18 protein-coding genes are annotated in these 23373 nt (G+C 72.6%); 13 read left to right on the top strand and 5 right to left on the bottom strand.

What is annotated here, in order from left to right; genetic code table 11:
- Positions 1-4: 4 nt before the first annotated feature.
- The 7 genes from AB0N81_RS39190 to AB0N81_RS39160 all read left to right on the top strand — a co-directional run bounded on the left by AB0N81_RS39190 (position 5) and on the right by AB0N81_RS39160 (position 10827).
- Entirely contained in the window at positions 5-787 is a 783-nt protein-coding gene (locus tag AB0N81_RS39190) for an adenosylcobinamide-GDP ribazoletransferase (protein ID WP_365367211.1), read from the top strand.
- A gap of 134 nt (positions 788-921) precedes the next feature.
- Positions 922-2466, top strand: a complete 1545-nt coding sequence (locus tag AB0N81_RS39185) for a leucyl aminopeptidase (protein WP_365367209.1) — start codon at positions 922-924, stop codon at positions 2464-2466.
- 296 nt (positions 2467-2762) lie between these two features.
- Positions 2763-4151 carry a dihydrolipoyl dehydrogenase gene (lpdA, locus tag AB0N81_RS39180; protein WP_161237254.1) on the top strand — a complete coding sequence of 463 codons (1389 nt, stop codon included), beginning with the start codon at positions 2763-2765 and terminating at the stop codon, positions 4149-4151.
- 101 nt (positions 4152-4252) lie between these two features.
- Complete coding sequence (gene sucB / locus AB0N81_RS39175; protein ID WP_365367207.1) at positions 4253-6031, top strand: 2-oxoglutarate dehydrogenase, E2 component, dihydrolipoamide succinyltransferase; 1779 nt, start codon at positions 4253-4255, stop codon at positions 6029-6031.
- Positions 6032-6168: 137 nt separating this feature from the next.
- Positions 6169-6792, top strand: coding sequence for a GntR family transcriptional regulator (locus AB0N81_RS39170; protein WP_365367205.1), 624 nt, complete (start codon positions 6169-6171; stop codon positions 6790-6792).
- A gap of 276 nt (positions 6793-7068) precedes the next feature.
- On the top strand, positions 7069-9774 hold the full coding sequence (gene aceE, locus AB0N81_RS39165) for a pyruvate dehydrogenase (acetyl-transferring), homodimeric type (RefSeq protein WP_365367203.1): 2706 nt from the start codon (positions 7069-7071) through the stop codon (positions 9772-9774).
- An 81-nt stretch (positions 9775-9855) separates the two neighbouring features.
- Positions 9856-10827, top strand: coding sequence for a WYL domain-containing protein (locus AB0N81_RS39160; protein WP_365367201.1), 972 nt, complete (start codon positions 9856-9858; stop codon positions 10825-10827).
- Positions 10828-10859: 32 nt separating this feature from the next.
- On the opposite strand, the gene AB0N81_RS39155 is transcribed toward AB0N81_RS39160, so the two are convergent.
- Positions 10860-11786, bottom strand: a complete 927-nt coding sequence (locus AB0N81_RS39155) for an SDR family oxidoreductase (protein WP_365367199.1) — start codon at positions 11784-11786, stop codon at positions 10860-10862.
- A 134-nt stretch (positions 11787-11920) separates the two neighbouring features.
- Here AB0N81_RS39155 and AB0N81_RS39150 point away from each other — a divergent pair, with 134 nt between their 5' ends.
- Positions 11921-12442, top strand: a complete 522-nt coding sequence (locus tag AB0N81_RS39150; RefSeq protein ID WP_365367250.1) for a DUF4240 domain-containing protein — start codon at positions 11921-11923, stop codon at positions 12440-12442.
- 81 nt (positions 12443-12523) lie between these two features.
- Here the strand turns inward: AB0N81_RS39150 and AB0N81_RS39145 are convergent, their stop codons facing one another.
- The gene (locus tag AB0N81_RS39145; RefSeq protein ID WP_365367197.1) at positions 12524-13330 is read right to left on the bottom strand and encodes an SDR family oxidoreductase; all 807 of its coding nucleotides are present in this window, start codon (positions 13328-13330) and stop codon (positions 12524-12526) included.
- A 118-nt stretch (positions 13331-13448) separates the two neighbouring features.
- Between AB0N81_RS39145 and AB0N81_RS39140 the strand changes: the two genes are divergently transcribed.
- Entirely contained in the window at positions 13449-14123 is a 675-nt protein-coding gene (locus AB0N81_RS39140) for a TetR family transcriptional regulator (protein WP_365367195.1), read from the top strand.
- Here AB0N81_RS39140 and AB0N81_RS39135 read toward each other — a convergent pair.
- Both AB0N81_RS39135 and AB0N81_RS39130 read right to left on the bottom strand, forming a co-directional pair.
- The gene (locus AB0N81_RS39135; RefSeq protein WP_365367193.1) at positions 14090-15295 is read right to left on the bottom strand and encodes a PP2C family protein-serine/threonine phosphatase; all 1206 of its coding nucleotides are present in this window, start codon (positions 15293-15295) and stop codon (positions 14090-14092) included. The two genes, AB0N81_RS39140 and AB0N81_RS39135, sit on opposite strands and share 34 nt — an antisense overlap.
- A gap of 65 nt (positions 15296-15360) precedes the next feature.
- Complete coding sequence (locus AB0N81_RS39130) at positions 15361-15849, bottom strand: GNAT family N-acetyltransferase (RefSeq protein WP_365367191.1); 489 nt, start codon at positions 15847-15849, stop codon at positions 15361-15363.
- Between the two features lie 78 nt (positions 15850-15927).
- Between AB0N81_RS39130 and AB0N81_RS39125 the strand changes: the two genes are divergently transcribed.
- The 3 genes from AB0N81_RS39125 to AB0N81_RS39115 all read left to right on the top strand — a co-directional run bounded on the left by AB0N81_RS39125 (position 15928) and on the right by AB0N81_RS39115 (position 20788).
- Complete coding sequence (locus tag AB0N81_RS39125; RefSeq protein ID WP_365367189.1) at positions 15928-16842, top strand: TIGR01777 family oxidoreductase; 915 nt, start codon at positions 15928-15930, stop codon at positions 16840-16842.
- A 301-nt stretch (positions 16843-17143) separates the two neighbouring features.
- Positions 17144-18430: an NAD(P)/FAD-dependent oxidoreductase gene (locus AB0N81_RS39120; RefSeq protein WP_365367187.1), complete on the top strand. Its 1287-nt coding sequence runs from the start codon at positions 17144-17146 to the stop codon at positions 18428-18430.
- A gap of 210 nt (positions 18431-18640) precedes the next feature.
- Positions 18641-20788: a family 20 glycosylhydrolase gene (locus AB0N81_RS39115; protein WP_365367185.1), complete on the top strand. Its 2148-nt coding sequence runs from the start codon at positions 18641-18643 to the stop codon at positions 20786-20788.
- Positions 20789-20810: 22 nt separating this feature from the next.
- On the opposite strand, the gene AB0N81_RS39110 is transcribed toward AB0N81_RS39115, so the two are convergent.
- A complete protein-coding gene (locus AB0N81_RS39110; RefSeq protein ID WP_365367183.1) occupies positions 20811-22256 on the bottom strand; it encodes a regulator in 1446 nt (481 codons plus the stop codon).
- A 217-nt stretch (positions 22257-22473) separates the two neighbouring features.
- Between AB0N81_RS39110 and lipB the strand changes: the two genes are divergently transcribed.
- On the top strand, positions 22474-23283 hold the full coding sequence (gene lipB / locus AB0N81_RS39105; protein ID WP_365367181.1) for a lipoyl(octanoyl) transferase LipB: 810 nt from the start codon (positions 22474-22476) through the stop codon (positions 23281-23283).
- Positions 23284-23373 lie beyond the last annotated feature (90 nt).

The raw sequence follows: 23373 nt of genomic DNA, 5'->3' as shown, positions 1-23373 counted from the left end.
CGCGGTGACCGGAACCTCCCCCGCCGACGGCATACGTTTCGCCTTCGGCACCCTCACCGCGCTCCCCGTCAGGGTCACCCGCTGGGACCGCGAGGCCGCGCGCGGCGGCATGCAGTGCGCCCCCCTCGCCGGGCTGGTGATCGGCCTCTGCGCGGCGGGCGTCGGCGGCGTCCTGGCGCTCCTCGGCGCGGGCCCGCTCCTCGCCGCCACCGCGACCGCCGCGACCCCCGCCGCCCTCACCCGCGGCCTGCACCTCGACGGGCTCGCGGACACCGCGGACGGTCTCGGCAGCGCCAAGCCCGCCGAGGACGCGCTGCGCATCATGAAGCAGTCCGACATCGGCCCCTTCGGGGTCATCACCTTGCTCTTCGTGCTGCTCGCCCAGGTGGCCGTGCTCTTCCAGCTGTACGAGGCCTCGTGGGCCCGCGGTGCCTTCGCCGCGGTCGTCTCGGCGACCACCGCGCGCCTCGCCCTCACCCTGGCCGCCCGTGACGGGGTGCCGCCCGCCCGCCCCGAGGGGCTCGGCGCCGCCGTCGCCGGGGTGGTCCCGCGCGGCCGCGCGTGGGGCGTCGCCGCCGTCGTCGTGTGCGCGGCCGCGGCCGCGGGCGTGCCGTTCGGTACGGCCGGCGTCGTGCGGGGCGCGGCGGCCGTCGTACTGGCGCTCGGCGCCGCCGAGTTGCTGCTGCGGCACTGCGTACGGCGGTTCGGCGGGGTCACCGGAGACGTCTTCGGCGGCCTCGCGGAGACGGCGGCGACCGGTGCCCTGATCGTGCTCGCCCTGGGCTGACACCGCCTCGCCCTGGGCTGACACCGCGCCGGACACACACAGTGAGGCGCACCGCAGCGCTCACGGGCGTAGGCTCGCGACGGGCTCACCACCCCGCAGCCCGACGAAACTCACCGAAAGAGGACCTCACCACCGTGACTGCTCTGACTCTCAGCACCGCCGCCGCGACCGGCCTGCGCGCCGACGCGATCGTCGTCGGTGTCGCGAAGGGCGCTGGATCCAAGGGGGGCCTGGTCGTCGCCCCCGGCGCCGAGGCCGTGGACAAGGCGTACGACGGCAAGCTCGCGTCCGTCCTGGAGACCCTCGGCGCCTCGGGCGGCGAGGGTGAGGTGACGAAGCTCCCCGCGCCGTCCGGCTGCAAGGCGCCGGTCGTCGTCGCGGTCGGTCTCGGCGAGGTCCCGGACAAGGACGAGACGTACGGCACGGACGCGCTGCGCCGTGCCGCCGGTGTCGCCGCCCGCGCCCTGACCGGTTCGAAGAAGGCCGCGTTCGCGCTGCCCGTCGAGGACGCCGACGACGCCGGCGCCATCGCGGAGGGTGCCCTCCTCGGCTCGTACTCCTTCGACGCGTACAAGGGCCAGGCCGACGCCAAGGAGAAGAAGAACGGCAAGGACGCCAAGGCCCCGCTGGCCGAGGTCGCCCTGCTCGGCGCCAAGCCCCGCGACAAGGCGTACAAGGCCGCGGTCGACCGCGCCACCGCCGTCGCGCAGGAGCTGAACCGCGCCCGCGACCTGGTCAACACCCCGCCGAACGACCTCAGCCCCGAGGCCTTCGCCGCCGTCGCCCAGGCCGCGGCCAAGGAGCACGGCATCAAGGTCCAGGTGTTCGACGAGAAGGCCCTCGCCAAGGGCGGCTACGGCGGCATCCTCGGCGTCGGCGCAGGATCGGACGCCCCGCCGCGCCTGGTGAAGCTCTCGTACACGAGCTCCAAGGCGAAGAAGCACCTCGCCTACGTCGGCAAGGGCATCACGTACGACTCGGGCGGCATCTCGCTGAAGCCCGCCGGTCACAACGAGACCATGAAGTGCGACATGGCCGGCGCCGCCGCGGTGTTCGCCGCCGTCGTCGCCGCCGCGCGCCTCGGCCTGGAGGTGAACGTCACCGGCTGGCTGGCGCTCGCCGAGAACATGCCGTCCGGCTCCGCGACCCGCCCCGGCGACGTCCTGCGCATGTACAGCGGCAAGACCGTCGAGGTCCTCAACACCGACGCCGAGGGCCGTCTCGTCCTGGCCGACGCGATCGCCAAGGCCTCCGAGGACCAGCCCGACGCGATCGTCGACGTGGCGACGCTCACCGGCGCCATGATGATGGCGCTCGGCAACCGCACCTTCGGCATCATGGCCAACGACGACGCCTTCCGTACGTCGGTCCACGAGATCGCCGAGGAGGCCGGCGAGCCGTCCTGGCCGATGCCGCTCCCCGCCGACCTGCGCAAGGGCATGGACTCCCCCACCGCCGACATCGCCAACATGGGCGAGCGCATGGGCGGCGGCCTGGTCGCCGGTCTCTTCCTCCAGGAGTTCGTCGGCGAGGGCATCACCTGGGCCCACCTCGACATCGCGGGCCCGGCCTTCCACGAGGGCGCCCCCTTCGGCTACACCCCCAAGGGCGGCACCGGCTCCGCGGTCCGCACCCTGGTCCGGCTGGCCGAGCACACCGCCGCGGGCGACCTGGGCTGACCCCGGACGTGCCGAGGGCCCCGGACCCGTCTGGTGTCCGGGGCCCCTGTGTGATTTCGCCCTCGACGAAATCCGTACGTTCGTACGCAAGAGAAGGCCCTGGGGACGGTCGATCCGACGTCTCACAGCCTGGCCCGGCGTCCCGTCTGTCGGCGACAAGTGCGAAGATGGGTTCTCGGCAGGACAGGGCCCCCACCAAAGGGCCGAAACAAGAGCGGCCGAATACCAGCCGACCGACCGGTCGTCCCCCGCGAAAAGGGGTCCGGCGTACGGCGCACATGCATGGAGGACGTGACGTGGCGAACGACGCCAGCACCGTTTTCGACCTAGTGATCCTCGGCGGCGGTAGCGGCGGTTACGCCGCGGCGCTGCGCGGAGCGCAGCTGGGCCTGGACGTCGCACTGATCGAGAAGAACAAGCTCGGCGGCACCTGCCTGCACAACGGCTGCATCCCCACGAAGGCGCTGCTGCACGCCGGCGAGATCGCCGACCAGGCGCGCGAGGCCGACCAGTTCGGCGTGAAGGCCACCTTCGAGGGCATCGACATGGCGGCCGTCCACAAGTACAAGGACGACGTGATCTCGGGCCTGTACAAGGGCCTGCAGGGTCTCGTCGCCTCCCGCAAGGTGACGTACATCGAGGGCGAGGGCAAGCTGTCGTCGCCGACCTCCGTGGACGTGAACGGCCAGCGTGTCCAGGGCCGCCACGTCCTCCTCGCGACCGGCTCCGTGCCGAAGTCGCTGCCGGGCCTGGAGATCGACGGCAACCGCATCATCTCCTCGGACCACGGCCTGACCCTGGACCGCGTGCCGAAGTCCGCGATCATCCTGGGCGGCGGCGTCATCGGCGTCGAGTTCGCCTCGGCGTGGAAGTCCTTCGGGGCCGACGTCACGGTCATCGAGGGCCTCAAGCACCTCGTGCCCGTCGAGGACGAGAACAGCTCCAAGCTTCTCGAGCGCGCGTTCCGCAAGCGCGGGATCAAGTTCAACCTCGGCACCTTCTTCGACAAGGCCGAGTACACGCAGGACGGCGTGCGGGTGACCCTCGCCGACGGCAAGACCTTCGAGGCCGAGGTCCTCCTGGTCGCCATCGGCCGCGGCCCGGTCTCGCAGGGCCTCGGGTACGAGGAGCAGGGCGTCGCGATGGACCGCGGCTACGTCCTCGTCGACGAGTACATGCAGACCAACGTCCCGACCATCTCGGCCGTGGGCGACCTGGTGCCGACCCTCCAGCTCGCGCACGTCGGCTTCGCCGAGGGCATGCTGGTGGCGGAGCGCCTGGCCGGTCTCAAGACCGTCCCGGTCGACTACGACGGCGTGCCCCGGGTGACGTACTGCCACCCCGAGGTCGCCTCCGTGGGCATCACCGAGGCCAAGGCCAAGGAGATCTACGGCGCGGACAAGGTCGTCGCCCTCAAGTACAACCTCGCGGGCAACGGCAAGAGCAAGATCCTCAAGACCGCGGGCGAGATCAAGCTCGTCCAGGTCAAGGACGGTGCCGTGGTCGGCGTCCACATGGTCGGCGACCGCATGGGCGAGCAGGTCGGCGAAGCCCAGCTGATCTACAACTGGGAAGCGCTGCCGGCCGAGGTGGCCCAGCTCATCCACGCCCACCCGACCCAGAACGAGGCGCTCGGCGAGGCCCACCTGGCCCTGGCGGGCAAGCCGCTGCACTCCCACGACTGACCTTCGGTCACACGGGCGCGACGACCAGACTTTCCGCATTCCCCAAGCTCTCGACTTCGCTCGAGCAGGGGAGTCCCCATCCGTAAGGAGCAACTGAAACCATGGCGGTTTCCGTATCCCTTCCGGCGCTCGGCGAGAGCGTCACCGAGGGCACTGTCACCCGTTGGCTGAAGGCCGAGGGCGAGCGCGTCGAGGCCGACGAGCCGCTGCTCGAGGTCTCGACCGACAAGGTCGACACCGAGATCCCCTCCCCCGCCGCCGGCATCCTGGCGTCCATCAAGGTCGCCGAGGACGAGACCGTCGAGGTCGGCGCCGAGCTCGCCGTCATCGACGACGGCTCGGGCGACGCGGGCGGTTCGGCCGCCCCGGCGCAGGAGGAGGCCCCCGCCGCTCCCGCGCAGGAGGAGGCCCCGGCCGCCCCCGCGCAGGAGGAGGCCCCCCAGCAGCAGGCGGCCCCGGCCCAGTCCGGCGGTTCCGCCGAGGGCACCGAGGTCACCCTGCCCGCGCTCGGCGAGTCCGTCACCGAGGGCACCGTCACCCGCTGGCTGAAGGAGGTCGGCGAGGAGGTCGCGGCCGACGAGCCCCTCCTGGAGGTCTCGACGGACAAGGTCGACACCGAGATCCCGTCGCCGGTCGCGGGCGTGCTGCTCGAGATCGTCGTCGGTGAGGACGAGACCGCCGAGGTCGGCGCCAAGCTCGCCGTCATCGGTGCGCCCGGTGCCGCCCCGGCCCCGGCCAAGGAGGAGGCCCCGGCCGCCCCCGCGCAGCCCGAGGCCCCGAAGCAGGAGGCGCCGAAGCAGGAGGCCCCGGCCCCCGCCCCGGCCCAGCCCGCCGCCCCGGCCGCGGCTCCGGCCGCCCCGGCGCAGCCCGCCGCTGCCGCCCCGGCTCCGGCGCAGCCCGCGGCCCCGGCCAAGCCGGCCCCCGCCGCCCCGGCGCAGGCCACCCCGGCCGACGACGGTGCCTACGTCACCCCGCTGGTGCGCAAGCTCGCCTCCGAGAACGGTGTGAACCTCTCCGAGGTCACCGGTTCCGGTGTCGGCGGCCGCATCCGCAAGCAGGACGTCATCGCCGCCGCCGAGGCCAAGAAGTCGGCCCCGGCCCCCGCCGCCGCCGCTCCTGCCGCCGCGCCGAAGACCCCGGCCCTGGAGGTCTCTCCCCTCCGCGGCCAGACGGTCAAGATGACCCGCATGCGCAAGGTCATCGGCGACAACATGATGAAGGCCCTGCACTCGCAGGCCCAGCTGACCTCGGTCGTCGAGGTCGACATCACCAAGCTGATGAAGCTGCGCGCCAAGGCGAAGGACTCCTTCGCGGCCCGCGAGGGCGTCAAGCTCTCGCCGATGCCGTTCTTCGTCAAGGCCGCCGCCCAGGCGCTGAAGGCCCACCCGGTCATCAACGCCCGGATCAACGACGACGAAGGCACCATCACGTACTTCGACTCGGAGAACATCGGCATCGCCGTGGACGCCGAGAAGGGTCTGATGACGCCGGTCATCAAGGGTGCGGGCGACCTGAACATCGCCGGTATCTCGAAGAAGACCGCCGAGCTGGCCGGCAAGGCCCGTGGCGGTGGCCTCACCCCGGACGACATGTCCGGCGCCACCTTCACGATCTCCAACACCGGTTCGCGCGGCGCCCTGTTCGACACGGTCATCGTGCCGCCGAACCAGGCCGCGATCCTCGGCATCGGTGCCACGGTCAAGCGTCCGGTCGTCATCAACCACCCCGACCTCGGCGAGACCATCGCGGTGCGGGACATGACGTACCTGTCGCTCTCCTACGACCACCGTCTGGTGGACGGCGCGGACGCCGCCCGCTACCTGACCGCGGTCAAGGCGATCCTGGAGGCGGGCGAGTTCGAGGTCGAGCTCGGCCTGTAGTCACAGCGCCCCGTGCGTCTGTAACACTCGTCTCATCAGCGCGTACGCCCCCGTCCGGAGTCCTCCGGGCGGGGGCGTCGCCGTATTGTCTAGGGGTCACAACGCCCTGGGGCGCTGCCCCCGCCGGAGGAGCCCACATGACCGCGCCCGTCGTTCACTCGCTGCGCGAACAGATCCGCGAGCACATCGTGGAGGGGATCGTCAGCGGGCGCTGGAAGCCGGGCGAGCGCATCGTGGAGCGCCGGATCGCGGTGGAGCTGGAGGTCTCCCAGACCCCGGTCCGTGAGGCGCTGCGCGAGCTGGAGACGCTGCGGCTGATCGAGTCGGCACCCAACAAGGGCGTACGCGTACGCAACTTGACGGCCGCCGACCTGGAGGAGAGCTACCCGGTGCGGGCGGGCCTGGAGGCCATCGCCGCCGAGCTCGCGGCGGAGCGGCTCGCCGATGACTGCTCGGCCCTGGAGCCGCACGTCGCGGCCCTCTACGAGGCGGACCGGGCCGCCGACGGCACGGCCCAGGTGCGGCACACCGTCGGATTCCACCGGGAGCTGGTGCGTGCGGCGGACAACTCCGTCCTGCTGCACACCTGGGAGGGCCTCGGCATCGAGGTGTTCACGGCCCTGTCGATCCGCTGGCTGGGCACGGTCCAGCAGTCGTACGCGGAGGAGCACGAGACCCTCGTCTCCGCCTTCCGGCGCCGTGACCCGGCCATCGCGGACCTGGTCAAGTCCCACGTGCTGGGCTGCGCGCCGCGCCCGTGACACCCGCGCTCATCCGTGGCGCCTTGCCGCCAAACGTGCTCCCACCTGCGTAAATCCTTCAAATCGAAGGCACCGCGTGCCCGCTTTGCTGGCACCGGATGCCTACTTTCCCGGTATGAAGGAGTTTTCCCCTTCAACCCTTTGATCGATCATCGATCACGGAGTTACAGTCTCCGACGGGCTCAGACCAGAGCTTCACGCCCTGTCCTGCCAAGCACCGGGCACCCCCACCCCTTACCGAACAGGGGACCCCCTCCGACTCAGGAAGGCGGCGACATGACCGACCCCTCCGCAATCCAGCCGAGCGAGCTCGACCAGCTCCCGGACCGCGACCCCGAGGAGACCGCCGAATGGCAGGCCTCCCTGGACGCCGTCACCGAGGCGGCCGGGCCGCATCGTGCCGCATACCTGATGCGCCGCACGCTGGAGCGCGCCGAGGGCGCGGGCCTGGCGCTGCCCAAGCTGCTCGAGACGGACTACGTCAACACCATCCCCACCTCCGCCGAGCCGTCCGTCGACGGTGACGAGGAGATGGAGCGCAAGATCACGGCGTGGAACCGCTGGAACGCGGCCGCCATGGTCAGCCGCGGCTCCAAGTACGGCGTCGGCGGCCACATCGCGACCTTCGCGTCCGCGGCCTGGCTGTACGAGACCGGCTTCAACCACTTCTTCAAGGGCAAGGAATCCGAGGACGCCCCCGGCTCCGGTGACCAGCTCTACATCCAGGGCCACGCCTCCCCCGGCATCTACGCCCGCGCGTTCCTGGACGGCCGCCTGAACGAGGCGCAGCTCGACAACTTCCGCCAGGAGGCCGGCGGCAACGGCCTGCCCTCCTACCCGCACCCGCGCCGCCTGCCCTGGCTGTGGGAGTTCCCGACCGTCTCCATGGGGCTCGGCCCGCTCTCCGCCATCTACCAGGCGCGCTTCAACCGGTACCTCACCAACCGCGGCATCAAGGACGTCTCCGCCTCGCACGTGTGGGCGTTCCTCGGTGACGGCGAGATGGACGAGCCCGAGTCGACGGCGGCCCTCGCACTGGCCGCGCGTGAGGGCCTCGACAACCTCACGTACGTCATCAACTGCAACCTGCAGCGCCTCGACGGCCCGGTCCGCGCCAACTTCCGCGTGGTGCAGGAGCTGGAGGCCCAGTTCCGCGGCGCCGGCTGGAACGTCATCAAGGTCCTGTGGGGCAACGCCTGGGACGAGCTGTTCCAGCTCGACACCACCGGCGCCCTGGTCCGCCGCCTCCGCGAGGTGCCGGACGCGCAGTTCCAGACGTACGCGACGCGCGACGCCGCGTACATCCGCGAGCACTTCTTCGGCTCCGAGCCCGCGCTCGTCGAGCTCGGCAAGCTGCTCAGCGACGACAAGATCAGCGAGTGCTTCCACCTCTCGCGCGGCGGCCACGAGGCCCGCAAGGTCTACGCGGCCTACCGTGCGGCGCTCACCCACAAGGGTGCGCCGACCGTGATCCTCGCGCAGACGGTCAAGGGCTTCACCCTCGGCAAGGGCTTCGAGTCCAAGAACGCCAACCACCAGATGAAGAAGCTGACGGTGGACGAGTTCAAGGACATGCGGGACCTCCTTGAGCTGCCGATCCCGGACAGCGCCTTCGCCGACGGCCAGGTGCCCTACGGCCACCCCGGCGCCGACTCCCCCGAGGTCCGCTACCTCCAGGAGCGCCGCGCGGCCCTCGGCGGCCCGGCCCCGGCCCGCCGCACGCAGCCGCTGGCGCCGCTGCCCGCCGCCGCGGACAAGACGTTCGCCTCCTTCGACAAGGGCTCCGGCTCGCAGTCGGTGGCGACGACCATGGCGTTCGTACGCCTGGTGAAGGACCTCGTACGCGACAAGGAGACCGGCAAGCGCTGGGTGCCGATCGTCCCCGACGAGGCGCGCACCTTCGGCATGGAGTCGCTCTTCCCGTCGCTCGGCATCTACTCGCCGAAGGGCCAGACGTACGAGCCGGTCGACCGCGACCAGCTGATGTACTACAAGGAGGCCAAGGACGGCCAGATCCTCAACGAGGGGATCACCGAGGCCGGCTCCATGGCGGACTTCATCGCCGCGTCCACCGCGTACGCCACGCACGGCGAAGCGATGATCCCCTTCTACATCTTCTACTCGATGTTCGGCTGGCAGCGGACCGCCGACCAGATGTGGCAGCTCGGCGACCAGCTCGGCCGCGGCTTCCTCGTCGGCGCGACGGCCGGTCGTACGACGCTGACGGGTGAGGGTCTGCAGCACGCGGACGGTCACTCGCCGGTCATCGCCGCGACCAACCCGGCGGCCCTCTCCTACGACCCGGCGTTCGCGTACGAGATCGCCGCGATCGTCAAGGAGGGTCTGCGCCGCATGTACGGCGAGGCCCACGAGGGCGAGGACCAGAACGTCTTCTACTACCTCACCGTCTACAACGAGCCCATGCCGCAGCCCGCGAAGCCCGCGGGTGTCGACGAGGGCATCGTCAAGGGCCTGTACCGCTTCAACACGGCGGAGTCCGCGGGCCTCTCCCCTGCGGCCAACGCCGCGCGCATCCAGCTGCTCGGCTCCGGCACGGCCATCCACTGGACCCTGAAGGCCCAGAAGATGCTCTCCGAGGAGTGGGGCGTGGCCGCCGACGTGTGGTCCGCGACGTCCTGGACCGAGCTGCGCCGCGACGCTCTGGAGGCCGACGAGGCCATCCTGCGCGGCGAGGAGCGCACCCCGTTCATCCGTACGGCGCTGGAGGGCGCCCAGGGCCCGGTCCTGGCCGTCTCCGACTACATGCGTCAGGTCCCCGACCAGATCGCGCAGTGGGTCGAGCAGGACTACTCCTCGCTCGGCGCGGACGGCTTCGGCCTCTCCGACACGCGTGACGCCGCGCGCCGCCACTTCGGCATCGACGCGGAGTCGATCGTCGTCGCCGCGCTGGCGCAGCTCGCCCGCCGCGGCGAGGTGCCCGCCTCCGCGGTGAAGGAGGCCCGGGCCAAGTACGGCCTGTAGGAACTCCTGTTCCACATGGGTGTGGGCCCCTGCCGTCGGCAGGGGCCCACACCCATGTGTGCGTGACGGCATCATGGGGCCATGCGCGCTGCCCGCCTCATCAAGATGGTGCTGCTGCTCCAGGCACGGCCCTCCATGACCGCCGCCGAGCTGGCCGCCGAGCTCGAGGTGTCCGAGCGGACCATCACGCGTGACGCGCAGGCGCTGTCCGAGGCGGGCGTCCCCGTCTACGCGGACCGGGGCCGCACCGGCGGGTACCGGCTGATCGGCGGCTACCGCACCCGCCTCACAGGGCTCGGCCGCGACGAGGCGGAGGCGCTGTTCCTGTCCGGGGTGCCGGGCGCGCTGCGCGAGATGGGTCTCGCGGACGCGGCGTCGGCGGCCCGGCTCAAGGTGTCGGCCGCGCTCATGCCGTCGCTGCGGGACGCCTCGCAGACGGCCTCGCAGCGGTTCCATCTGGACGCGCCGGGCTGGTTCCAGGAGACGCCCGCCCCCGATCTGCTGCCCGCCGTCGCGGAGGCGGTGTGGGACGACCGGTGCGTGACGGCCCGCTACCGCCGCCAGGAGGCCGAGGTGGAGCGGGAGTTGGAGCCCTACGGCCTCGTCCTCAAGGCGGGCGTCTGGTACCTGTGCGCGCGGGTGCCCGACTCCGGGTCGTTCCGCGTGTACCGCATCGACCGGTTCACGGCGGTGGACGCCGGTGAGGAACGGTTCGTACGGGACGAGGAGTTCGACCTGCCGGGCTTCTGGGAGGAGCGGGCGGCGCAGTTCGCGCGGGCGATCCTGCGGGCCGAGGTCGTGGTGCGGCTCTCCGGAGCGGGTGTGCGGCAGCTGCCGTACGTCACCGACCGCGCGGTCGCGCGCGAGGCGATGGAGTCGGCGGGCGAGCCGGACGCGACGGGCCGGGTGACGGTCACCCTGCCCGTCGAGAACGAGGACGTGGCGTACACGCAGCTCATGGCGCTCGGCCCGGAGGCGGAGGTGCTGGAGCCCGCCGGGTTGCGCGAGCGGTTCGCGGCCGCGGCGGCGCGCTCGGCTGCGCTCTACCGGTGATGCTCTACCGGTGGTGCTCTACCGGTGGTGCTCTACCGGTAGCCGGTGACGTCCGCCGTGGGGCTCTCCTGGTCGACCTCCGTGATGTACCGCCAGGCGTCCGGCGCGGAGCCGTCCACGTCCGTGAAGCCGTACTCCTTGGCGAGGCCGCCGCTGGAGAGCGACGTGCCGTTGTGGCGCGCCACCTCGGGGTCGGCGGCGAGGGCGACGAGCGCCCGCCCCACGAACGTCGGCGTCTCGGAGATCGCGAAGTGCGGGTTCTGCTCGCAGCCCGCCCGCCAGTCGTCCTCGGTCACCTTGAAGTGGGTGTCGAGCATGGCTTCGGAGCGCAGCCAGCCGGGGGTGAGGCAGAGCGCCGTGCAGCCGTACTCCTCGACCTCCTCGGCGAGATCGCGCGCCATGCGCAGCGGGGCCGCCTTGGCGAGGTCGTAGTAGAAGGGCTTGCGGTAGTTGGCGCCGTTGTACTCCTCGGTGCCGTCGGTGACCTCGACGACGAGGCCGCCGGGGTTCCTGATGAGGAGCGGCAGCGCGTACCGGCTGGTGACGATGTGGGTCTCGATGCCGAGGCGCAGGATGCGCAGCCCCTTGTCGAGGTCGTGCTCCCACATCTTCTTGTCCCACTCGACGTGGACGTCGCCGCCCCAGATGTCGTTGACGAGGATGTCCAGGCGGCCCTGCTCCCGGTCGATCCGCTCGACGAGCGCCTCGACCTGGGCGGGTTCCAGGTGGTCGGTGGGTACGGCGATGCCCTTGCCGCCGGCGGCGTCGACCAGTTCGGCGGTCCCCTCGACGGTCTCGGCGCTCCGGCCGATCTCACTGGTGTGCCTGCGGGTGGTCCGGCCCGTCACGTACACGGTGGCTCCGGCGCGGCCGAGCTCCACCGCCATGGCGCGGCCCGCGCCACGGGTGGCGCCCGCGACGAGGGCGATCTTTCCGGTCAGGGGTTGCGTGGTGTCCATGCCCGTGAGGCTGCCACCAAAAGCGGACATCTCCTGTCGGTCTTTCCACGGGCATGTGCACGGATAACGAGACAGCCGCATTCCGGCGCACTCCACGTGCGCCCCCACTCCCCAGGACCGATGCTTGACCCGTGATGGACGAGACGGAGTTCTGGGAGATCGTGGACAGTACCCGCGAGGCCGCCGGCGGCGACCCCGAGGACCACGCCGAGCTGCTCGTCGAGAGACTGCTGCAGTACGACCCGGACTCCGTCCTCGACTTCGCCCGGCACTTCGAGGCCCGCTACAACCGCGCCTACCGCTGGGACCTGTGGGGCGCGGCCTCGGTGCTGCTCGGCGGCGCGGGCGACGACGCCTTCGACTACTTCCGGTGCTGGCTGATCGGGCAGGGCCGGGCGGTCTACGAGGGCGCGGTGCACGACCCGGACGCGCTCGCCGAGCTCCTGGACGACTTCGACGAGGAGCTCGACGGGGACGGCGAGGAGCTCGGTTACGCGGCGGACGAGGCGTACGAGCAGCTGACCGGTGTGGACGCCCCTGACCTCGGCATCCCTCCCTCCCCGGCCGAACCGGAGGGCACCCCGCTCGACTTCGAGGACGAGGCGCTGATGGCCCGCCGGTATCCGAAGCTGTGGGACCGCTTCATGGCCGACTGAGGCCCGACCGGGGTCCGATCGCCAGAAGCGCGATCGTCAGAAGCGCGATCGTCAGAGGTGCGATCGTCAGAGGTGCGGTCGTCAGAAGTGCGTGCCGCCGTCGATGCGGATCTCCGTGCCGGTGATGAAGCGGCCGTCGTCCGAGGCGAGCATCGCGACGACGGAGGCGACGGTCTCGGGGCCCGCGAAGCCCTGGCCGAGGGCGGGCGCGAGCTTCACGAACAGGCTCATGTCGGCGTCCTCGGGCAGCCCGGGGCCGACGCTCTGCCTGCTGGCGCCTGAGCCGTCCGTCATCCCGGAGGAGATGGAGCCGGGCTGCACGGCGGTGAAGCGGATGCCCTGCTTTCCGTACTCCGCCGCGAGGGCGTGCGTCATGGACTGGATGCCGCCCTTGCTCGCCGCGTACGCCGCCATGTACGGGTGGGCGAACATCGCGGACGTCGAGCTGAAGTTGACCACGGCCGGCCCTTCGCCCCGCAGCAGCGCCGGGATCGCCTCACGGATCATCAGGAAGGTGCCGGTGAGGTTGACGCCGATGACCTGGTTGAAGGCGTCGAGGGTGGTCTCGTGGGTGTGCGAGGAGCGCAGGATGCCCGCGGCGTTCACCAGGACGTCCAGGCCGCCGAGGGCGGCGGTCGCGGCGGCGACGCCCGCCCGGACGGAGGTCTCGTCGGCGATGTTCACGACCACGGTGGTGAGGTGTTCCGCGTCGGCGCCCGCCTTGGCCGCGGTGTCCTCGAGGCCGTCCTCGCTGACGTCGGCTGCGACGACCCTGCCGCCCTCGGCCAGCATGCGCAGGACGGTCGCCTGGCCGATGCCGGAGCCGCCGCCGGTGACCAGGGCGCGGCGCCCTTCGTAGCGGTTCAGGGTCTGTGCGGCGCTCTGCATGGCGTACTCCCACTCTCGTTCCGGTCGAGCTTTCGCGATACACGTTACGCCCAGGTGGCACAATGTGCCACATTGACCCTTCGCGCCCACCTGTCGTGTTCGACGTAGGCTTCGACGGATGAGCCCCCAGTCCTCCACCCGGCCCCTCTCCCTCACGGAGCGCCGCAAGCTGGCCACCCAGCTGGAGATCGCGCACGCCGCGGCCGAGCTCTTCACCGCGCACGGGCCGGGCGGCACCACGGCCGAGGCCATCGCGGACCGGGCCGGGGTCGCGCTGCGCACCTTCTACCGGTACTTCCGCAGCAAGCAGGACGCGGTGGGCCCGCTGCTCGCCGTCGGCGGGGAACGGTGGCGGGCGCTGCTGGCCGCGAGCGAGCCGGGCGCGGCGCTCCCCGACGCCCTGGCGGGCGCGGTCGCCAAGGTGCTCGACGCGCCGGACGAGGCCGCCGCCGTCGGGCTGCGACAGGCGCGCGGGCTGCTTCGCGCGGCCGCCGACGACCCGGCACTGCGGGCGGTCTGGTACCGCGTGAACCAGGAGTCCGAGGAACGGCTGCGGCCCGTCGTCGCCGAGCTCGCGGGCGAGGGCGCGGGGCCGCTGGACATCCGGCTCGCCGCGGCGGCGGCGACCGACGCGATCCGGATCGCCCTGGAGACGTGGGCGGAGACGGACGCGGACGTCACGGGTCCGGGCTCCCCCGCGGAGCTCGCGGCGCGGTGCCTGCGGGAGCTCATGGGCGGGACGGGACTGCCGCGCGGCCGTCAGGCTTCCCCCGGACCCGCCTCCCGCCCCTGATCCTGCTCCGGTCCTGGCCCCGACCCTGGCCCTGGCCCTGGCCCCGGCCCCGGCCCCGGCCCCGGCCCCGGCGCGAACACCATCATCGTCACGTCGTCCCGCACGCGCCCCGCGTACCGCACCACGTCCTCCCACACCCGCTCGACGAGCGCGGCCGGGTCGTCCTGGAGCGCCGCGTCCGTCTTGAGCAGCGCGGTGAGGCGCTCGGGCAGCGGGTAGAACACGCCGGACGCGTCCCGCGCCTCGCTCACGCCGTCGGTCAGGCCGAACAGCAGGTCGCCGGCGAGCAGCGGCACCGTGAGACCCCCGGGCGGGGCGACGCCCGCGATGCCCAGGCCGAGCGGAGCGCCGGAGTCCACGTCCAGTTCGGTGACCTCGGGGCCGCGCAGCAGCAGGGGCGGCGGGTGCCCGCAGGAGACGACGCGTACGACGGAGGCGTCGTCGGGGAACTCCAGGAGCACCGCCGTCGCGAACAGCTCGGCGTGCTCCTGCCCCGCCGAGTCCACGACCAGCCTGCGGTCGAGCTGGGCGGCGACCCCCTCCAGGTCCGGCTTGTCGATGACCGCCTCGCGGAACGCGCCGAGCAGCGCGGCGACCGTGCCGACCGCCGCGAGCCCGTGGCCCTGCACGTCGCCGATCAGGGCGCGCACCCCGTGGGGTCCCCTGCGTACGTCGAAGAAGTCGCCGCCGACCAGCGATTCGTGCTTGGCCGCCTGGTACAGGCCCGCGAACCGCACCCGGCCGACGCGTTCCGGCAGCGGCGGCAGGACCGCGAACTGGGCCGCCTCGGCGACCGTGCGGACCGTGACGAGCTGGGCCTCGCGGCGGCTGCGCACCCAGGCGAAGACCACGCTGAGCACCGCGATGAAGGTGATCGTCAGCGCGTCGCTGTTGCCCGGGTGGCCGAGGCCGAAGTGCGGCAGGGAGAGCAGCAGGACCACGACACCCCCGACGAGGGCCGTGGCGGCGGGCCCGTACGACAGGGCGGCCAGCGGCGGGACGGCCGCGACCAGGAAGCTGAGGTCGAGCGTCTTCGGGGTGACCAGCTGGACGAGGACGATCGCGAGGAGGAGCAGCGGCGGGGGCCAGCGCACCCAGGGCGGGGGCGGTGTGCCACGCAGCAGCCAGTCGCGCTGTTCCGCGTCTCGCCGTCTGGCCGCAGCCCTGATCATCCCTTCACGCTCCTACGGGTGCGGCGCCCTCGCACGCCGGGCCGGTCCGTCGGGTCATTCGCCGGTCAGAGGGGGCGGCCCATGAGGATGTCGTCCACGTAGGCACCGTCCAGCAGGAACTCGCCGGGCAGTACGCCCTCGATGACGAAGCCCTCCGCCTCGTAGAGCTTGCGGGCGGGTGTGTTGTGCCCGAGGACGCGCAGGGTGATGCGTACCGCGCCCTGGCGGCGGGCCTCGTCCATGGCCGCCCGGAGCAGCCGCCTGCCGAGGCCCCGGCCGCGCACCTCCTCGGCGACGACGAAGCCCTGGATCTGACGGACGTGCGCGTTGACGAGGAGCGGGGTGGGGAAGCCGAGCTTCACATAGCCGACGATCCGCCCGTCCAGCTCGGCGACGAGGTGGTCGTGGGGCCCGAAGCGGTCGTTGAAGAAGGGCTCGTAGGGAGGCTGGGGGCGGGGCTGGACCGCGTGCAGCGTGGACCAGGTGGCGCGGTCGAGACGGGCGAGCGCGTCGTCGTCCTCGGGCAGTGCGGTACGTATGTGCATGTCCGGCATGGCGCAACTGTACGGCGGACGGGTGGCGCGCCACCTCGGCTTCACCGGGCGGGCGGACTCCCGGTTTTCCGGGGCAGGATGGAAGCCATGGAAACCACACAGTCGCGCGTCGCCGTGACCGGCGCCTCCGGGCTCGTAGGTACGGCACTCACGCGCTCCCTCGCCGCCGACGGGCACGACGTGGTGCGGCTGGTGCGCAGGGCTCCACGTGCCAAGGACGAGGTGCGCTGGGACCCCAAGGAGGGGTACGTCGACAAGGCCGGGCTCGCGGGCTGTACCGCGGTCGTCAATCTGGCGGGCGCGGGCATCGGCGACCACCGTTGGACGGCCGCCTACAAGCGGGAGCTCAGGGACAGCAGGGTCCTCGGCACCGGCACGCTCGCCGCCGCCGTGGCCTCGCTGGACGAGCCGCCGCGGGTGTTCGTGAACGCCAGCGCGATCGGCTACTACGGAGACACCGGTCAGCGCGCGGTGGACGAGAGCGCCCCGGCCGGGGAGGGCTTCCTGCCGTCGCTGTGCGTGGAGTGGGAAGCCTCCGCGGCGGCCGCGCAGCAGGCGGGCATCCGCACCGTCTTCGCCCGCAACGGGCTCGTGGTCGGCCGCGAGGGCGGCGCCTGGGGCCGTCTCTTCCCGCTCTTCAAGGCGGGGCTCGGCGGACGCCTCGGCAACGGCCGGCAGTACTGGAGCCACATCTCCCTGCACGACGAGGTGGCCGCGCTGCGGCATCTGATCGACACGGAGACGCTGTCGGGGCCGTTCAACCTGACGGCGCCCGAGCCGGTGACCAACCGTGAGGTGACGGCGGCGATGGGGCGGGTGCTGCGCCGGCCCACGCTCTTCCCGGCGCCCGCGCCCGCGCTGCGTGTGGTGCTCGGGGAGATGGCGGGGGACGTTCTCGGCAGCCAGCGGGTGCTGCCGACGCGGCTCCTGGAGTCGGGCTTCTCCTTCGCGTTCCCCGGTATCGACGAGGCGATCCGGGCGGCGCTGCGCTGAGGGGTGCGGGCCGGCCGGAGTCACCTGGCCCGGCCGGAGTGATCTGGCCCCGCCGGAGTGATCTGGCCCGGCCGCGCCGAGGCGTACGCCGGGGGCGATGTGCCCGGCGTACGCCTATGACAGAAGTGGACCGCTCGCCTTCCGTCACGTGACCGCTGTGCGACCGGCGTGCGACCGTGCCCGGTCGACGCGCGACTCCTTCCGACCGGAACCGCTCCTACCCTCGTGTCGAACTCGGGTATTCCGGAGCCCTGTCGGGGGCATGAGCACCCCAGCAGCCGCGCGACCTCGGGAGGGGCACGTGCCAGAGCATGCGCACCATGCGGACGTCGTCATCGTGGGAGCCGGGGCCGCCGGGCTCTCGGCAGCGCATCGGCTGACCAGCGCCGGTGTAACGACCGTAGTCCTGGAAGCCGCCCCTTACGTCGGCGGCCGGATGGCCACGGAGAAGGTCGACGGGTTCCGGCTCGACAGAATCGGACAGCTCCTGACCACCTCATATCCGGAACTGCGTCGGACACCAGGGCTCGACTCCCTCGTCCTGCGCCCCTTCGCGCCCGGCCTCCTCGTGCACAGCGAGGGCCGCCACCACCGCGCCGCCGAGCGCCTGCCCGGACGGAGCGCGAGGGGCGCACTCACGGCGGCGCGCGCCCTGACGAGCGCCCCCCTCGACCAGGCCCGGCTCGGCGCCGCCCTCGCCCGCATCGGCGCGACCCCCGTCGAGCGTCTCCTGTCCCGGCCCGAGCTCCCGGCGGCGGCCGCCCTCTGCGCCCGCGGCCTGCCCTCCCGCACCATCGACGGCTTCCTGCGTCCGCTGCTCTCCGCGCTCCTCTGCGACCCGGGCCTGACCACCTCCAGCCGGTGCGCGGACCTCGCCCTGCACGCCTTCGCGCGCGGCCGCCTCTGTCTGCCCGAGGGCGGCGCCGAGGCCGTGCCGGAACTCCTCGCCACCGCCCTCCCGGCCGGCACGGTACGCACCGGCGTACGGGTCACCTCGGTCTCCACCAGCTCCGTCAGGACCGCCGAGCATGGCGAGATCCCGTGCCGCGCCGTCCTGCTGGCCACCGACGCGCGCGCCGCCGCCGACCTGCTCCCCGGCCTGCGCGTGCCGCCCTTCCACGAGATGACGGTGGTCCACCACACGGCGCCCGAGCCGCCGCTCGACGGGCCCGCGCTGCTCCTGGACGCGGACCGCGCGGGCCCGGTCGCCCACACCGCGGTCGTCAGCCACGTCGACCCCTCGCGCGCACCCGCCGACCGCGTCCTCGTCTCCTCGACCATCCTCGGGCCGCCGCCGGAGCAGTCCGCCGTCCTCGCGCACCTCGCCGCCCTGTACGGAACGCCCACCCACCGCTGGGAGCCGCTGGCCGTCCACCACACCCGCGAAGCCGTGCCCGCGATGCCGCCCCCGCACGACCTGCGCCGCCCGGTGCGTCTGCTCTCCGGGCTGTACGTGTGCGGGGACCACCGGGACACCAGCACCGTCCAGGGCGCCCTGCACTCGGGCCGGCGCGCGGCCCACGCCGTCCTCACCGACTTCGGCATCGCCTCTTCATCCGCCCAGGAATCGCTGCCCACAGCGGCCTGACCCATCCGATCTCTGGTCCTGCTCCCCCGGAAGCCCCTGCGCCCCCCACGCAGGGGCTTCTTCCCTCGCGAATCCCTGCAACTTCCCTTGCCACACGGTTAGTACGCGGTTACGGTCCCAGCCGGACCGCCAAGCAGGGGGAGGACCGAAGTGCGTCGCACCTTGCCGGTGATATCGCTCATCCTCGGCCTATTCATGGGAGCTCTGGCCTTGCCCACCGCCCGAGCCGACGCGCCCCGCCAAGAGCCCGTCGGCCAAGACGCCGCGCCGCCCTCCGTCATCCCCCGGCCCACCGGCTGGACGGCCTTCGAGGGCCGCACCGCGCTCACCCGCGCCACCCGCATCCTCATCGACCCGCGCGCCGCGTCCGCCACCGCGCTCCCCGCCGGACGCGCCGAACTCCCCGGCCCCGCCCGGCAGTCCGTGCGCGGGCTCGCCACCCGGCTGCGTACGGAGATCGAGGAGGTCACCGGCATCGCCCCGCGCGTCACCGGTGACCGCGACCCGGCGCCCGGCGACATCGTGCTCACGCTCACCGGCAAGGGCGCGCCGGGCGCGGAGGGATACCGGTTCGACAGCAGAGGGCCCATCCGTGTCGAGGCCGCCTCCACCCACGGCCTCTTCTACGGCACCCGCACCCTCCTGCAGCTCCTGCGTGCCACCGCCGACGACCGCCGCGAGGTCCCCCGCGCCACGGCCGACGACCGGCCCGCGCAGGCGATCCGCATGGTCCACCTGGACGCGGGCCGCAAGTACTGGCGGATGCCCTACCTGGAGAACCTGATCCGCCGGATGGGCGACCAGAAGCTCAACACGCTCCTGCTGCACCTCTCCGAGTCCGAGGGCTTCCGCCTCGACAGCCCGAGGTTCCCCGGCCTCGCCGACCCGGAGCACAGCTACAGCCGCGCCGACATCGAGCACCTGAAGGCGTTCGCCGCCCGCCACCACGTCCAGCTGATGCCCGGCCTCGAACTCCCCGGGCACGCCACGGTGATCAGCGAGACCTTCGGCATCGGCTTCGGCTCGGGCCCGTCCCCGTGCACGGCGGCCCACACGCACTCCCACCTCACGCCCGACTGGATCATCGACATGACCAGCGACAGGGCCGTCGCGAAGTCGAAGGAGATCGTGGCGGAGTTCGCGGACTGGTTCGACGCGCCGCTGTTCTCCATCGGCGCGGAGGAGGTCCCCGGTCAGCTCGCCGACTGCCCGCGCGTGAAGGACCGCCTGGCGTCCGACCCCGACGTCTCCACCCTCGGCGACCTCCTCAACCGCTACATCAACACCCTTGACGACGTGGTCACTTCGCACGGCAAGCGCACCGCCGTCTACAACGGCTCCGAGCATCTGCCCGCACCGCGGCAGAAGGTCCACGCCCCGGTCGTCTTCCTCACCTGGGAGGGCACGGGCGCCGAGCCGGAGATCCCCGGCCACGACGAGATCGCGATCGGGCCGTTCTACAACACCCCGAACAACTACCACCACCTGTACCCGGACGAGCCCTGGATGTACGACGGCTGGGCCCCGAGCAGCGCCCCCGACATGCTCGGCTCCGGCGTCACGAACTGGGCCGACTACAACTTCTGGGCCGACGACGGCTACTTCGAGCAGCACATGGCGGGCCCCCGCGCGATCCTCGCCGACCGCGCATGGAACAGCTCGGCGACACCGGACACGCTCACCGCCTTCCGGACCCGCGCCACCCGCATCGGCGACCCTCCGGGCACCACACCCGCCCCGGTGCCGCCGCGCGTCGAGGGGCGCCCGAGCCACCACTGGACCTTCGACGACGCGTCGTACCCGAGCGGTTGGACGTGGGCGGGCAGCCCCGGCAACACCCTCTACGCCGAGGACAGGGCCGGGAACCTGCCCGGCACCTCGTACATCATCGACAACCCCACCCCGGTGCCCGGCGTGCGCGGCCGGGCGTGGCGCTTCGACTCCGACCGGGACGGCGTGGGCTTCGGCGGTCTGGACGTCGCCGAGCCGTGGACGGTGTCGGTGCGTGTCCGCGCGACGGCCAGGACCGGCGACCAGGTCCTGCTCAGCTCGGCGGCGGGCGCGCTGAAGCTGATGCAGCACGGCACGGGCGAGGTCGGCTTCACGCGCTACGGCGAGGCGGACCACAGCTTCGGCCACACGCTGCCGCTGGACCGCTGGACCCGGCTGACCTGGGTGGCCACACCGGGTCACACGGCCCTGTACGCCGACGGGAAGCGGGTCGGCGCCGTCGACGCGTCGATCCCGCTCCCGCTGCGCTCCATCGGCACGGAGAAGGCGAGCCTGCGGGGCGACCTGGACGAACTGGTCACGTGGGACGAGGCGTTGAGCCCCGCCGGGATCGCCCGCCTGGGCTGAGCGATCCCGGCGGGGCCCGCGCTCACCCCAGCGCCGCGACCCTGTCCCGGTATCCCCGCACCGGAGCGGCGTCCCGGTAGGGCTCCAGGCGGCGCTCGAATTCGCGTACGTACTCGTGCGCCCGCGCGGACCGCATCTCACCCGCCGCCTGCGCGGCCTCGGCGCCCAGCTGGCAGGCCTGCTCCAGCTCACCGAGGCCGAGCCGCGCGGTGGCGAGGACGACCCGGCAGAAGAGGCGGCTGCGCGCGAAGGCGGGGGCGCGCAGCTGGAGCGAGCGCTCGGCGTACTGGGCCGCGGCGCGGTACTGCTGCAGGTCGCGGTAGCTGTGCGCCTGCTCGTCCGCCAGCTGCGCCTCGTCGAAGAACCGCGCCCAGTGCGGCACTTCGTCGCCGGGCCGCGCCGCCTCCAGCGACCGCTCGGCCCGCCCGATCGCCGCGGTGCAGGCCCGTACCTCGCCTAGGACCCCGTGCCCGCGCGCCTCCGCGGCGTACAGCAGGGACTGCACGACGTGCGGCGCCGCGGAACCGACGCCCTGCTGGGCGACGCGTGCGAGCTGCACGGCCTCGCGGCCATGGCCGAGGTAGACGGCCTGGCGGCTCATCGTGACCAGGACGTACGAGCCGTACGCGCGATCGCCCGCCGCCTGCGCGAGGCGCAGCGCCTGGACGTAGTACCGCTGGGCGAGGCCGTGGGCCGCGATGTCGTACGACGTCCAGCCCGCGAGGCGGGTCAGGTCGGCGGCCGCCGCGAAGAGCCGCCGCCCGGCCTGTTCTCCGTAGACACCGCGGAGCATCGGCTCCGCCTCGTGCTCCAGGTAGCGGACCAGGGCCTGGCGGGCGTGCCCGCCGCCGTACGCGTGGTCGAGGGCGCGGAAGAGCTCGCCCACGGAGCGCAGCGCGGCGATGTCCCCGCTGCTGACCCGCTGCCCGGGGCCGCGCTCGGGTCCCTGCCGCTGTCTGGGCACGGCGGGGCGTCCCTGTGCGGGCACGCGCACGTGGGACGGATCCACGTCTCCGCGCCCGACGCGTTCGTCGGCGCGGCCGATCAGCCAGTCCCGGCTGGGCACCACGAGCCCGGCCGGGGTGAACGCGATCTTCCGGAGCTCCGCGTGGCTTCCGGAGTCCTTGCGCCACAGTCCGCCGACGATGTCGACGGCCTCCTCGGGAGTGGCCGCGAACTCCAGCCCCGCGTACACCGGAGCGCACGCGTCGAGTCCGAGGTCCTGGGCGGACAGGCGCCGGCCGAGCCGTCTCGTGAAGACCTCGGCGATCAGCGCGGGTGTGGTGCCCCTGGGCTGCTGGCCGCGGAGCCAGCGGGTCACGGATGTCTTGTCGTAACGCAGGTCCAGGCCGTGCTCCAGGCCCAGTTGGTCGACGCGGCGGGCGAGGCCCGCATTGGAGAACCCGGCTTCCGAGATGAGCGCGGCTAGCTGGCGGTTGGGGGTGCGCTGCGGGGGTCGTTCCGTCATCGGCTGTGCGGTCTCCTGCCTTTCGGGCCTGCCTTGAGCAGCCCTTATGGCCTCGTGAACGGCGCGAATGTAACGGCCATCACAGGCCGTGGAGGCGCCTTCCTCGGTCATTCATCCGATCGTGTGAGGAACCCGGGCCGAGGTTGCCGCCGGAGGGGGCCCGTACAGTGGCTGGGGCGCGATATGTGCACGGTGAACGTTCAGGGAGGCACCTGCCGTGAGTGAGTTTCGGTTCGTCCGGCTGGGCTTCGGCCCGGACTCCGTGGAGTACCAGGAGGCGTGGGACGAGCAGCGCCGCGTGCACGCCGCCCGCTTCGCCGACGAGGTGCCGGACACCTGTCTGCTCCTGGAGCACCCGCCGGTCTACACCGCGGGCCGCCGCACCGAGGACAGCGAGCGCCCGCTGGACGGCACCCCCGTCGTCGACGTGGACCGCGGCGGCAAGATCACCTGGCACGGGCCGGGCCAGCTGGTGGGCTACCCGATCCAGAAGCTGCCGCGCCCGGTGGACGTCGTGGCGCACGTGCGCCGCCTGGAAGAGGCGCTCATCCGTACGTGTGCGGAGTTCGGCCTGGAGACCACGCGCGTGGAGGGCCGCAGCGGCGTCTGGGTCCTGGGCGACCCGGTGGAGCAGCGCCCCGCGCTCGGCGGGCTCTCCCTCGACTTCGACCCGCGCCTCCAGGACGACGAGTTCGACGCCCGGTTCAACGGCCCGGAGTACGCCCCGTCCAACGCGGGCCAGCGCCGTGAGGACCGCAAGATCGCCGCGATCGGCATCCGCGTCGCCAAGGGCGTCACGATGCACGGCTTCGCGCTGAACGTGAACCCGGACAACACCTGGTTCGACCGGATCATCCCGTGCGGCATCCGCGACGCGGGCGTGACGTCCCTTTCGTACGAGCTGGACCGCGAGATCACCATCGCGGACGTGCTGCCCGTCGCGGAGCGGCATCTGCGGGAGGTGCTGGAGAACGCGGAGCTGAAGCCGCGGGTCGTCGAGAAGCAGACCGAGCCCGCCGGCGCCTAGGGGGAATGCACCCCGTTGGCCAGAGGTTGGCCGGAAGTAAGCCCAACGACATCACGGGCGTACCCTGGTGTGCGCCGAAGAATCGAAGCT

The sequence above is a fragment of the Streptomyces sp. NPDC093510 genome (assembly GCF_040683555.1).
In the GTDB taxonomy this organism is placed as follows: Bacteria; Actinomycetota; Actinomycetes; order Streptomycetales; family Streptomycetaceae; genus Streptomyces.
Note: the sequence above shows the minus strand (reverse complement) of the source record. Positions and strands in the feature narration are given on the sequence as shown.